The sequence below is a fragment of the Methylomonas rivi genome (assembly GCF_024505165.1).
Taxonomy (GTDB): domain Bacteria; phylum Pseudomonadota; class Gammaproteobacteria; order Methylococcales; family Methylomonadaceae; genus Methylomonas; species Methylomonas rivi.
The window spans coordinates 1-13,348 of sequence record NZ_JANIBK010000002.1 but is presented as its reverse complement, the minus strand read 5'-3'; the positions used below and the strand labels follow the sequence as shown (position 1 = coordinate 13,348).

The 13,348-nt window shown below is 54.7% G+C and carries 7 protein-coding genes; all 7 read right to left on the bottom strand.

The features are described from left to right. Positions 1-76 precede the first annotated feature (76 nt). Positions 77-1,513 (bottom strand): TolC family protein, encoded by a 1,437-nt coding sequence (locus tag NP596_RS00700; RefSeq protein WP_256613279.1) that lies wholly within the window; start codon positions 1,511-1,513, stop codon positions 77-79. Between the two features lie 7 nt (positions 1,514-1,520). Continuing rightward, complete coding sequence (locus NP596_RS00695) at positions 1,521-4,679, bottom strand: efflux RND transporter permease subunit (protein WP_256613278.1); 3,159 nt, start codon at positions 4,677-4,679, stop codon at positions 1,521-1,523. Between the two features lie 19 nt (positions 4,680-4,698). Further along, on the bottom strand, positions 4,699-5,811 hold the full coding sequence (locus NP596_RS00690; protein ID WP_256613277.1) for an efflux RND transporter periplasmic adaptor subunit: 1,113 nt from the start codon (positions 5,809-5,811) through the stop codon (positions 4,699-4,701). A gap of 538 nt (positions 5,812-6,349) precedes the next feature. Then, positions 6,350-8,164 carry a VWA domain-containing protein gene (locus tag NP596_RS00685; protein WP_256613276.1) on the bottom strand — a complete coding sequence of 605 codons (1,815 nt, stop codon included), beginning with the start codon at positions 8,162-8,164 and terminating at the stop codon, positions 6,350-6,352. After that, complete coding sequence (locus NP596_RS00680; protein WP_256613275.1) at positions 8,164-9,150, bottom strand: vWA domain-containing protein; 987 nt, start codon at positions 9,148-9,150, stop codon at positions 8,164-8,166. Before NP596_RS00680 ends, NP596_RS00685 begins: the two co-directional genes overlap by 1 nt. After that, positions 9,147-9,611 carry a DUF4381 domain-containing protein gene (locus NP596_RS00675; protein WP_256613274.1) on the bottom strand — a complete coding sequence of 155 codons (465 nt, stop codon included), beginning with the start codon at positions 9,609-9,611 and terminating at the stop codon, positions 9,147-9,149. Before NP596_RS00675 ends, NP596_RS00680 begins: the two co-directional genes overlap by 4 nt. A 7-nt stretch (positions 9,612-9,618) precedes the next feature. Then, positions 9,619-13,348: bifunctional diguanylate cyclase/phosphodiesterase (locus NP596_RS00670; protein WP_256613273.1), on the bottom strand; the 3,730-nt coding region annotated here is incomplete at its 5' end.

The window sequence follows — 13,348 nt, the reverse complement described above, 5'->3', positions numbered from 1 at the left end:
GCATAAAAGTATGATTTCCCGGAACGCATTAAATCGGCTATCGCCTCAACCAAGCTAACCGAAAGCCGCCATGCCATTATTGCCATCCTCCGCCCAAGGCCTTGTACAGATTGATTCGGGCAATACGCTGCTGCTTGGTCACGTTGATCAATTCGATATTGGATTGCAACGCACTCTGTTGCGCTATCAGCACTTCCAAATAGCTGGCCTTGGCCGACCGGTATAGTTCCTTGGAAACGTCGACCGACTGTTTCAAGACCTCGCTTTGCTGCTTTTTGAGTGCATTGATTTGCTGCAAGTTTTTAATATTGGCCAGTTGGTTGGCCACCTCGACATAGGCATTCAGAATGGTTTTTTGATAATTATACATTGCGCTCAATTGATTGGCTTGGGCCGTATTGAAACGCGCTTCCAGGGCTTTCATGTTAATCAGCGGCGCGATCAATGTGCCCATAACCGAATAGGCGATTGAAGCCGGCGAGGTAAATAAAAACTGCGGGTCGAAGGCTTGAAAACCGAAGGTGGCCGTAATATTGAAATTTGGGTAAAAAGCCGCCTTTGCGGCTTTTAAATCGAACTTAGTCGCTTCAATCTGAAATTCCGCCGCCCGTATGTCGGGGCGGTTTTCCAGTAGTTGCGAAGGGATGCCCACCGAAATTTCATGCGAGTTTTCTTTAAAAAAGTCGTGTTTGGTTCTTTCAACCGCTTGCGGGAAACGGCCGAGTAAGTAATTGATTTTATTTTCGGTTTCGGTGATTTGCTGCAGAACGTTGGTTTCCAGTACCTGCATGCTGAGCAACTCCGCCAGGAATTGCTGCACCGCCAATTCATTGGCTCTGCCGGCCTCTTTTTGCAATCTGATGACATCCAGCGCTTCTTGCTGCTTGCCTATGGTTTGCCGGATAAATTCCAGTTCATTATCCAGTGCCAATAAGTCGTTATAGTGAATGGCGACATCGGATACCAAATTGGATATGACGAAGTTGGTGCCTTCGATACTCGCCAAATATTCCGAAGCGGCTGCCTTGCGCTGATTTTCCAATTTGCCCCAGACATCGATTTCCCAGGACGACTGTAAACCGACAAACATGTCCGGCAAATGCTCCGGCACGGTGTTACCGGGGGTAATTTGGGTCGAGTCGTTACCGGCCCCGTCCATGGTGTACAGGCCGAATTTCCGCATGCTGCCGCCGACCAGCAACTCGACTTTCGGCAGCATGGCGCCGTTGGCCAGCTTCACGCTGGAGCGGGCCGTTTCTATGCGCTGCAGGGCAATCTGCATATCGAGGTTATTGCCGATCGCCGTATCGATCAAACTCAGCAAATGCGGATCCGCAAAGTACTCGCGCCAGTTGATGTCGGTTACCTTGGCGGCCTGCCGGTTTTCCTGCGGGGCGGGAAAATCGGCGGGGATGGGTTGTTCCCGGATGGATAGGTCGGTATTCAGGCCGCAGCCCTGTATCGATAATGCCAACAGGGAAATAGCTAAAGAGGGGGAGTATGTACGCTTCATTGAACAATTAAAAAGTTTCGGTAAAAGGGGCTTCTTCTTTCTTGCCGTTGTGATGGTGCTTATCTTGAATGCCGGCAAAAGCCACATATAAGCCCGGAATAATAATGACGCCGAAAATGGTACCGAAAATCATGCCGCCGGCCGCCGCGGAGCCGATAGTGTTGTTGCCGATCTCGCCGGCGCCCGAGGCAAACATCAACGGAATCAAGCCGGCGATAAATGCGAACGAGGTCATCAAAATAGGCCGCAAACGCAACACGCCGCCTTCGATGGCCGCTTCGAAGGACGATTTGCCTTCCTTATGTTTCAATACGGCGAATTCTATGATCAAGATGGCGTTTTTACCGAGAATACCGATCAGCATGATCATGGCGATTTGCGCGTAGATATTGTTTTCCAGCCCCATCGCCATCAGTAAAAACAGGGCGCCGAACACGCCTATCGGCAGCGAAAAAATCACGGCGAAAGGCAGCAGGAAGCTTTCGTATTGCGCGGCCAGCAGCAGGTAAACGAAAACCAGGCAAATCAGGAAAATATAAATGGCTTGGTTGCCGGCATTGGCCTGATCGCGCGACGAGCCGGCCCAATCGTAGCCGAAGCCCTTCGGCAGAGTTTGCGCGGCCGCTTCTTTAATGGCCGCAATTGCCTGCCCGCTGCTATAACCGGGCGCCGGCTGGCCGTTGACCATGGCGGCGGTATACATGTTGTAACGGGTAATCTGCTCGGGGCCGTAAACCTTTTCCACGCTTAAAAATGACGAAAACGGCACCATGTGACCGGCGTCGTTTTTGATGTAAAGTTTTAACAAGTCGTCGGGTTGGGCGCGGTATTCCGGCAAGGCCTGCACCATCACTTTATACATCTGTCCGAAGCGGATGAAGTTGGTGGCGTATTCGCTGCCGATCAGGGTTTGCAGGGTGCTCATGGCATTGTCCGCGGTTATCCCCTTTTGCGCCGCCTTATCGGTGTCGATATGCAGTAAAAACTGCGGGAAACTGACATTGAAAGTGGTAAAGGCGTTGTTAATTTCCGGACGTCGATTGAGCGTTTCCACAAAAGCGTCCGCCACTTTCTGCAATTGCCGAAGATCGTCCGAACCGGTTTTGTCCAGCAGCCGCATTTCAAAGCCGCTGGAATTGCCGTAGCCCGGTACCGGCGGCGGCGTGAAGAACTCGATACTGGCGTCCTTGATGTGGCGGGTTTTCTCTTCCAATTCGCGAATGATGTCCTTATCGGACGCCTCCCGTTCCTCCCAGTTTTTCAAGCTGATCAGGTTCATGCCGTAAACCGCGCCGGTGCCTTCGGAAAGCAGGCTGAATCCGGCCAGGCCGGAAACCGATTTGACGCTATCCAGGCTGGAAGCGACCTGTTGTACTTCATTCGACACTTTTTCGGTACGCTCCAGCGTGGCGCCGGAAGGCGCGGTGATGTTGGCGTAGATGGTGCCCTGGTCTTCTTCCGGAATAAAACCGGTCGGTACGACGCGTCCGATTAAACCGGCGCCGACGGAAAAGCCCAGTAAGATGAGGAAGGTGACGATGCGCCGGTTGGCGATCAGGCGGATCAGATTTTGATAACGCTCGGACAGCCCGTTGTAGCGCCGGTTAAAACCGTCGAAGAATTTTTGCAAGACCGATTTTTTTTGGCCCGGCTCGTGGTGGTGTTTCTTCAGGAATACCGCGCAGAGTGCCGGCGTTAACGTCAAGGCGGTAATCCCCGACAGCACAATCGAAATCGCCATGGTCAGGGAAAATTGCCGGTAAAACACCCCTTCGGGACCGCCCATGAAGGAGACCGGTAAAAACACCGCCGACATCACCAGCGTTATGGCAATAATAGCCCCGCTGATTTCGCGCATGGCGTGTTCCGTGGCCCGGCGCGGTCCCATGCTGGTATGTTCCATTTTGGCGTGTACCGCTTCGATCACCACAATCGCATTGTCCACCACGATGCCGATGGCCAGTACCAAGGCGAACAGCGTTATCAGGTTGAGCGAAAACCCCAATAATTGCATGAAGAAAAAGGTGCCGACCAGCGATACCGGCACGGCGATAATCGGGATGAGCGTGGAACGAAAATCCTGCAGGAAAATGAACACCACCAAGGCCACCAGCACGAAGGCTTCCAGCAGGGTTTTCAGCACCTCGTGGATGGAGGCGTCCAAAAACTCGGACACATCGTAGCTTAGGGTGTAGTCCATGCCCGGCGGGAAAGAGTTGGCCTTGATTTCCGCCATGGTGGCTTTGAGATTGTCGATAACCTGCTTGGCGTTACTACCCGGCCGTTGCTTTAACAGGATGGCGGCGGAAGGCTGGCCGTTTTCCTTGGACAGCACGTTGTAATCCTTGGAATCGAATTCGACGTCGGCCACATCCTTCAGGCGCAGGATCTCGCCTTCTTCCGTACTGCTCAGGACGATGTTTTCGTAGGCCTCCCGTGTGTTGTGCTTGCCGGTGTACTTTAAAACGTATTGCAGCGCTTGCGCCTCCTTGCCGGAGCTTTCGCCGATTTTACCCGGCGCGGCCTCAACGTTTTGCGCTCTGAGTTTGTCGATGACTTCCGTCGCCGAGATGTTATACATCAACAATTTGTCCGGCTTTAGCCACACCCGCATGGCGTACTCGCGCGCGCCCAAAATCTCGGCAAAACCCACCCCTTCGATACGTTTCAGTTCTTTCAGGACATTGATGTCGGTAAAGTTGAACAGAAATTTTTCGTCCAGCGTGGGGTCGTCGCTGAGGATGTTGATGTACAACAGCATACTGTTCTGCACTTTTTCGACGATAACCCCGGCCTTGATCGCTTCTACTGGCAGTTCGTCCAGAACCGTGGACACCCTGTTCTGCACGTTGACCGCGGCGACTTCCGGATCGGTGCCGCCTTTAAAAATAATCTGAATGGCCGCGCTGCCGTCATTGCCGGAGACGGATGTCATATAGGCCATGCCGGGTACGCCGTTGATGGCCCGCTCCAGCGGCGTGATAACCGCTTTAACCACCACTTCCGCGTTGGCGCCGGTAAATTTGGTATTGACATTGACCTCGGGCGGGGCAATATCCGGAAATTGGGTAACGGGCAATTGAGTCAGGGACAATAAACCCAGCAAGGTAATCAGCACCGATATCACAATGGACAATACCGGGCGGTGAATAAATTTAGACGTCATAATAGTTTGTCCGGCCCGGTTAATCGTGTTTATTTTGCGACATGGCTTGCGCCAAATCGATAATGACAGGTTGTATTTTTTCGCCGTCCTTTAAGTTTTCCACCCCTTCGAATATTATTTTGTCTTCTTTGGTTAAGCCGGATTCGACCGCGTAATAATCGGGAAAGCGCATTTTCGGCGTAATATTGCGCTGTTTTAACGTATTATCTTTATCGACTACGAATACATACAGTTTTTCCTGAATTTCGAAGGTCGACTTTTGCGGAATGATCAGTGCATTCTTCAATTCTTTATTGATAATAATTTCCCCATTGGCGCCGTGTTTTAACATGCCTTCCGAATTCGGAAATCTGGCCCGGAAAGCGATATTGCCCGTTTGCCGGTCGAATTCGCTTTCGATCATTTCGATTTTACCTTTGTGGGGGTATAGCTCATTATTGGCCAGCCGCAAGCTGACGATTTTCATTTCTTCTTCGTTATTGGAAATATAATTCAGATAATCGACTTCCGAGAGGTTGAAATAAGCGAATATCGCGCTGTTGTCGGAAATGGAGGTCAACATGTCGCCTTCCTCGATCAAGCTGCCGACTTTGTGCGGGATACGGTTGATGACGCCGTCGTATGGGGCCTTAATCTGCGAAAAAGCCAAGTGTAAAGCCACCTGCTCCTTATTGGCCTGGGCTTCCTCTACCTTGGCCTTTAAGGCGTTAATCTTGGCGTCCAATACTTCAAGCTCCGTGTTCGAAACTATATTTTTTTCCACCAAGCGCCTGACGTTGGCCAATTCGACTTCGGAAGCCTTTAAATCGGCGATGGCCGCCTTATAATCGGCGTTGGCTTTTTGCAGTTCCTTTTCGTGTTCCATAAAACTCAGGCTAAACAACAGTTGGCCCTTGCCGACTGTTTGGCCCTCGTCGACATAGTTTTTTTCGATGAAACCTTTAATTTTACTCCTGACTTCGACGTATCTTACCGATTGAATTTCAGCCACATATTCGCTGGTGTAAGGGGTATTTTTTACGATGGGGTTGACGACTTGATAGCTCTCGGGCTGTTTTTCGGTTTCTTTTTCCGATGAGCATGCCGAGGCGATTAAACATGAGGCAATTAATAGTATTCGACTAGTTTTCATTTTGAAAGGATGGGTGATGAGTTACTTCCCGTAAAACCGGCCTAATTGCGCGCGGCTTAGCAGCCGTTGCGTGTAGTAAGGTTTCAATAAGGGGATTAAGAATTCGGTCCCGAGCCGTGGCGCGGGGTATTTGCTTAACATTTGCTTGCGTCCATGCCCGGCCAAGACAACGCGGATTCGGAGAAAAAGTTATTCGGAAAATTGCACGCAAAATAATATCGAATAAATACAAACTTGCTCGGCCAAATAACATTCGCCGAATATTTCCCGGACGGAGCGGAAAATTCGAAAAATGCCGGCTATCGCTTGATTTTTCAAGAAAAATATTATTTGCGTATCCCATTTCTATCATAAGTTTTTGAGTTTCTTATTTCAATAACTTTTTCAGAATAACCCGCCTGCATCATGTTGCCGCAGTGGAGGGAAAATACCCTTTTTACCAAGCGGCAACCGCCGGCGGACGGCATCGGAACGGAACTTTACGGCCCGCGCTTACAAGCCGAGAGCCCTGCTTATCCCGTGGCTGGCGAGTTAGCGGTTACCAGTCCGGGCCGCTATGGGGAGGTGGGGCGCGCTGGCCGTATTGATATTTGAACTTGCGTTTCAACAACCCGGTGGGTTCGTCGGGAATGCGTTTTAATAATTGTTGGTTGGCGCGTTTGGTTTCGTCTAGTTCGGTAGCCGGCCGAGCCGCTTGTTCCTGGTTGGATGACTGATTCGGTTGGGGTTTTTTAGGTTCGCGGCGGGCGTCGTCCGGTTTGTCGGTCTGTTGCTCCGGTTGCGGTTGTTTGTCCTCGGTTTGTTCGGGCTTGTCCGCCGTCTGGGATTGGCTTTGGTCCGGCTTTTGCGGCTGTTGGTCTTGGTTCGGCCGCCGGGATTGATCCTGATTTCGCTCCGGCTTTGGCTGCTCCGCTTGCTCGTTTTGCCGATCTTGCGGTTTATTTTGTTCGGATGACGGATCTGAAGACTGCCGATCCCGATTCTGCTGCTTCTGTTGTTCCTGCTGTTGTTTTTCCAGCAGCTCCTTGTTGTATTTGGCGTCGGCGTGATTGGGGTCTAGCTTTAGCGCTTCCCGATAAGCTTGTAAGGCCTCCTGCAATTGCCCCGTTTTGGCCAGGGCGTTGCCTCGGTTGTAATGGCCGTCCGCGCTCCGGGTGTCTTTTAGGGTTTCCGCCGCTTCCTGAAAGCGGCCGGCTTTATATTGGGCGGCGGCCCGCCAGTCGGGGTTGTCGAATTGTTCCGCCGCTTGTTGGAATTGTTGCTGCCGAAACGCCTGTTGGCCGCGCTGGTCCGGGGTTTGCCACAGGCCGTGCCAATCCAATGCCGAGGCCGGTCTGGGCAGCGGCAACAGGCACAGCAAGGCAAGGGCCAGCAAACCTTTTCTAAAGTGCAGCGCCGCCCATGGCAAGACCAACAATAACAGCCATGGTCCGACTTCGTGCCATTGCTCCAGCATTAAATCGGTTTTTTGGTTGGGGTCGTTGCGTTTTACTTGATTAAATAAGCCGCCCAGCCGCTCGATGTCGGCATCGTCTGCGGTAACCTGCTGAAAAATACCGTGCCCGTCGACGGCCAGTTGCGATAATGCCGCGCTATCCAGCCGGGCCAGCACAATATTGCCCCGGGCGTCTTTCAAAAAGCCGCCGCCGGGAAGCGGGATGGGCGCGCCCTCCGGGCTGCCCAATGCCAATACCGATAGGCGGTAGTCGCCCAACAGCCGGCCGGTTTGGCGGGCGCCGTCGGCATCGGCGCCGTCAGTCACCAGCAGAATATCGCCTTGCGCCAGACCGGCCTGGTGCAATAAATCCGCGGCCTTTTCGATGGCAACGCCGGTGTTGCTGCCCGGACTCGGCATGATGTCGGTAGTCAGCGCCTCTATTTGGCTATTGATGGTGGCCGTATCGGTAGTCAGCGGGGTGACGGTAAAAGCGTCGCCGCTATACACCAGCAATGCGGTTTGGCCGTCCTTGCGCTGTTGCAAAATATCGCTGATTTTGTAGCGGGCCCGGCTGATACGGCTGGGCTTGATATCGTTAGCGTTCATGGATTGGGATAAATCCAGCGCAATCACCAACGCCGAATCGTTGCGAAAGGCCGGGCTCGGCAAGCGTTCCCAAGTGGGGCCGGCCAAGGCCAGAATGCACAGCAAGCAGGCCAGCGCGGCCGCGAACCAGCCGCCGGGACGGATTTGGTCCGGTTTGTCTTGCAGGATGAACGGTAATAGTTCCGCATCGCAGACGCTCGTCCAATCGCCGCGCTGGTATTTGTGCCGGGCCAGCAAGTACAGCAACGCCGCGGCCGGGACGATGGCCAGCAGCCACCAGGGCCGCAGGAAATGAAACGCGGTCCACATCAGCGCCACCTCAAACGGCTGACGGCCAACAACGCGGCCAACGCCATGGACAGGGCCAGAGGCCAAACGTACAGCTCGGCGCGCGGGCGGAAAAACTGTTTATCCTTTTCCACCGGTTCCAGTTGATCCAGAATTTGATAGATTTGCTCCAGCTCCTCGGTATTGCGGGCTCGGAAATACCGGCCGCCTGTGGTGTCGGCGATGGCTTGCAGGGTTTTTTCGTCCAGATCGGCGGAGGGATTGACGCGGCGGGTGCCGAACAGGCTGCGTACCAGTATTTCGTCGGCGCCGATGCCTATGGTGTAGATTTTCAAGTGATGTTCGGCGGCGATCTCGGCGGCTTTCAGCGGCGTCAGTTCGCCGGCGGTATTGGCGCCGTCGGTTAGCAAAATCACTACCCGGCTGTCGCTTTTTTCATGTTGCAGGCGTTTGACGGCCAAACCGATTGCGTCGCCGATGGAGGTTTGCGGTTCGTCCTCGGTTATACCGATAAAGGCTTCGTTAAGCAGCGTTTCCACGGTTTGGCGGTCGAAAGTCAATGGCACATGCAAATAAGCTTGGGTACCGAATAATATCAGACCCAGCCTGTCGCCCACCCGGCGTTTGACAAAATCGCTCACCACGTATTTGGTAGCGGTAAGCCGGTCGTAGCGTTTATCGTTAATGACGAAGTCCTTTTCCTCCATGCTGCCTGACACGTCCACGGCCAGCATCAGGTCGCGGCCGTTCACGGCCAGTTCCAAAGGCTCGCCCAGCCATTGCGGGCGGGTGCAGGCAATAACCAGAAAAATCCAGGCAAACGCGGCCATGCGTAGCGGCCAGCGCTGTTGACGGCTAAAACCGCTGGGCGGGTTGGCGGGCAGATCGTCCAGAAAGGGCACGATCAGCGCGGCTTGCCGGGTTTGCGGCTTGGCCGGCAGCAGCCAGCGCAATAAAAGCGGCAACGGCAGCAATAGGCCTAGCCAGGGCCAATGAAACACCATCATGACGGCTTGCCCTGTTGCTTTAACCAGCGTTCGCACAAGGCGAACAAGGCTTCGAGGTCGATATGTTCCGGCGCCGTGGGACGATAATGCGCATCGGCCAGACAACGGCCGGCGCCCCGGCTAAAAGGGGTGTCGGGGAGTTTGCTGTCCAGATAATCCAGCCAGGCCTGGCCGCGCAAGCCGGCCACGCCGCCGCGCGTATCCGTACTGATGGCGGCGCGGCGGAGCAAGGCCGATACAGCGGTTAGGGTTTGCAACGGGTCGCCCGGGTGTTGGCGTAGCTGTTTTAACAAGGTTTGCGCGCGGTTGATAGCGGTTTTTCGGGTCAGGCGGCGGTAGGCGTATCGAACCGCCAGCATCGATAAAACCAGCAGAACGGCCGCCAGCCACCAGCCGGGCGCCGGCGGCCACCAGCCTATGGTTTCGGGTAAATGGATGTCTTTTAACGGTAAAGGTTCCATGGCTTAATCAGGCGTGCTCCTTAAGGCAGCTATCCAGTTGTTGTTGGAGTTTTTCCAGCTCCATGAAACCGGCCCGGGCTGCTTGCGCTTCGCCCTGCCAAAACTGGTGCATCAGCACATCCCCTTTATGCAGTAGTTGTTCATGTAAAGCGCTCAATTGGCGCAGCCAAGCCTTATTATACTGTTCCTGCTGTTGGACTTGCCTGAGCCAGCGGCCGAACTGGCTTTTACGGGGATGCATGATCGGCCAGTGGGTCATGCTGTTCTGGTTGCCGGTCAGGCATTGGTTGACCCGCTGCAGCCATTGCCGGAGATCGAGCCGGCGCAAGGCAATTTGGGTTTGATCGGCCGAAAGCTCCCTATTGGCGTAAGCCTGCCAGAGCGGAAAAGGCCGGTATTGATTGATCCAATCGGCCATTTCGTCCGCCGGCATGGGCTTGGCGATAGCAAAACCTTGCGCAATATAGCAGCTCAATAATAACAAGGCCAAGCCTTGCTCCTGGGTTTCCACGCCTTCGGCGACGACTTGGTTGCCGAAGGCCTGGCTCAGGCCGATCACGCTTTCCACGATGGCGAAATCGTCCGGATCGTCAAGCATGTCCCGCACAAAGCTTCTATCGATTTTCACCGTGTCCACAGGCAAGTGCCGCAGATGGGTCAACGACGAGTAGCCGGTACCGAAATCGTCCAGCGCGGCGCCGATGCCCAGAGCTTCATGGCAGGTTTTGACGATGCGGTTGACCGCCGCCAAATCGTCCAATGCGGTGCTTTCCAGAATTTCCAGCTGTAGATAATGCGAGGCAATCCGCGGATGCTTGGCCAGTATGGTCTCCAAATGCGAAACAAAGCCCGGCCATAGCAAATGATAAGCGGAAATATTGACGCTGACTTCGATTTTCAAACCCTGCCGGTGCCAAAGATACAATTGCTGCCATGCCTGCTCCATCACCCAATTTCCCAATTCGATTTCCAGCTCGGTGGCCGCCATGGCGGGCAGGAAGCTTAGCGGCGATACCATGCCTTTCTCGGGGTGCAGCCAGCGTATCAGCGCTTCGACGCCGGTGACCCGGCCGGTTTTGAGGCTGATTTTAGGTTGGTAATATAAACAGAATTGTTGTTTGGCGAAGGCGGCTTCCAGCTCGTGCAGTTGATTGTGGTGGTCGAGCAAGAGTTGGTCCCGGCCAGCGTCGAACAGCCGAAAGCGGTTTTTGCCGGTCAATTTCGCTTGATACATGGCTTGGTCGGCATGGCGGACCAAGGTATCCGCATCGGCGTCATCCAGCGGGAACACGCTGACCCCGGTACTGGCGCCGACGTTTACGGTTTGGCCGTTTATTAAAAAAGCTTCGGCAATGGCCTGGTGAATACGCGACAAAGTTTGACTGATTTCATCCACGCTATGCAGGCCGGTCAGCAGTAGGGCAAACTCGTCGCCGCCGTGCCGGGAGACGGTATCTTCCTCGCGCAGGTTTTGTTTGATCCGGTTGGCCACCTCGATCAACACTTGGTCGCCGGCGCCATGGCCGAGTTGGTCGTTGATGGGCTTAAAGCCGTCCAAGTCCAGAAAACAGACCGCCAGCAGCAATTTGTCGCGCTTGCTGCGGGCAATGGCCTGCGACAGGCGGTCGCTGAACAGGGTGCGATTCGGCAGGCGGGTGAGCGGATCGTAATGCGCCATCAGCTCCAGCAGTTGTTGCTGGTGTTTGATCTGAGTGATGTCGGAGAACAAACCGACGAAATAAATAATCCGGCCCCGGTCGTCGCACAGCGCCGATATGCTCAATAACTCGGCATACAGTTCGCCGTTTTTCTTGCGGTTCCATACTTCACCCTGCCAATGCAGATCGGACATAATGGCTTGCCACATATCCCGGTAAAAAGCAGGTTCCTGCCGGCCGGACTTGAGTAAGCTGGGCTTTTTACCGATCACTTCGTCCCGGCTGTATCCGGTAATGTCGCAAAAAGTGGGGTTGACGTCGATAATGTTACCGGCGACGTCGGTAATCAAAATACCCTCGTGGGCTTCGCCGAATACCCGTGCTGCCAATTTCAGCCGTTCATCGGCCGTTTTTCGTTCCGTGACATCCCTGGCCATGCACAGCAGGGCGGTAATATGGCCGTCATCGTTGCGAAGCGGAGCCAGCGTGCTTTCCAGCCAGCAGGTGTCCCCCTTAAAGTTGCCGATCTCTAATAGCAAGGAACGGTTTTTGCCGGCAAATACCTGTTCGACGGCCGCGAGAAACGTCTGCCGGTAAGAGGGTAACAGTAAATTTAAAGGTTTAAGCGCTTTTACCTGCTCCAGGTCGTCGGCGCCAAGGATAGCCAATCCGGCCGGGTTTATGTCCAGCAATTCGCCCTCGGAGGACGTCAACATGATGCACTCGGGCACCGACTTGAGAATGGTGCGCAGATAGGCTTCCGACTCGCGCAAATGCCGTTCGGCGGCTTGCAATTCGGTGTTGGCTTTTTGCAGGTCCCGGGTGCGGCTATCGATTAAGGTCTCTATTTGCGCCGTGCGTCCGCTGATGGTCAGCAATAAAATGCCGAGCAGGCCGGTAAAGCCCAAGCCGCTCAATAGGGTAAACCAGGGCAGCAGGGAACTGCGCTCGCCAAGAAAGCGGGTATCGGGAATGATGGCGAGCCGCCAGATACGGTCGGCGAACGGAAAATCCCGTTGCCAGGGTTGCAGTCCGCCGCCCGCCCGAATCGGCTGGGCGACGTCTTTTCGATACAGTACGGCGGGCCCGGCAGGCGCGCCGGTATCCGTTATCGTGATGGCGAACGCTTGCAGGTCCAGCTCTTTTAAAGCCGTTTCAACCAGGCGCTTCGGTAAAATCACGGCTGAAACGAAACCGGTCAAATCTTGCGCGGTGCGCCGGGCCGGATCCGCGAAAACCGGAATGGACAGCAAGACGCTTTGCTCGGTGCCGTTGCCCTGGATCAAGGTCGAGGCTTGGCTGACGCTGGGTTGGCCGCTGGCAAGCGCCCGCCGTTTGGATTCCCGGCTCGGCGAATTGGCCGCCGAGTCCAGGCCGAAGGCGGGCTCGTTACCCCGCATCGGCTCGACATAGGTGACGGGGAAATATTCCGCGCGGCTTTTAACGGGCGTTAACGAGCCGTCGGCATTGCGTTCGACCACTCTAAAGCCGGGAAAGCCTTCGGTTTGTACTTGCCGTTCGAAATCGGCCAGTTCGGCCGGAGTGACCTTAGGCAGCCATTCCAACGCTTGCAGTTCCGGATGCCGGGCCAGCAGCGACCGCGAAAAACGGGCAAATTGCCGCCGATCCACCGAGCCGGCGGCGACATAAAGGTCGCGTAAGGCCAGGCTATTATCGATGGCATTTTCGCCGTATTCGATCAGTTTCCGACTAATCATTTGTGCCTGAGCGTCGAAATCCATTTGAATCCGGTCGTGTTCCGCCCGCTGAACCAGCATGAAGGTGACGGTCAGCGCCAACAAGGTGATGGTTAAGGGCAAGGCGACCCTTTGCCGTCTACTGGCCCAAAGTTTTTTGGGTTGCGCAAACAGGCAAAACATCAGCGGACCGATGATGATTACGCCCAGACTGTCGCCCACCCACCAATTCAGCCAGACGGCCGCCAATAACTCGGTAGGGGTCATGGCAAACCACCATAAGCAGGCCACGCCCAAGGTTGCGGCAATCAGGCTGGCCAGGGGGGCGGTCAGCAGAAAGAACGCCAGGATGCCGCGCGGGCCGTCCAGGGCGGGTACGCCG

Excerpts from the sequence above, each read along its gene's own strand:
- NP596_RS00700 (WP_256613279.1), bottom strand. The coding sequence starts at position 1,513 with ATGAAGCGTACATACTCCCCCTCTTTAGCTATTTCCCTGTTGGCATTA.
- NP596_RS00695 (WP_256613278.1), bottom strand. The coding sequence starts at position 4,679 with ATGACGTCTAAATTTATTCACCGCCCGGTATTGTCCATTGTGATATCG.
- NP596_RS00680 (WP_256613275.1), bottom strand. The coding sequence starts at position 9,150 with ATGATGGTGTTTCATTGGCCCTGGCTAGGCCTATTGCTGCCGTTGCCG.
- NP596_RS00675 (WP_256613274.1), bottom strand. The coding sequence starts at position 9,611 with ATGGAACCTTTACCGTTAAAAGACATCCATTTACCCGAAACCATAGGC.
- NP596_RS00685 (WP_256613276.1), bottom strand. The coding sequence starts at position 8,164 with ATGTGGACCGCGTTTCATTTCCTGCGGCCCTGGTGGCTGCTGGCCATC.
- NP596_RS00690 (WP_256613277.1), bottom strand. The coding sequence starts at position 5,811 with ATGAAAACTAGTCGAATACTATTAATTGCCTCATGTTTAATCGCCTCG.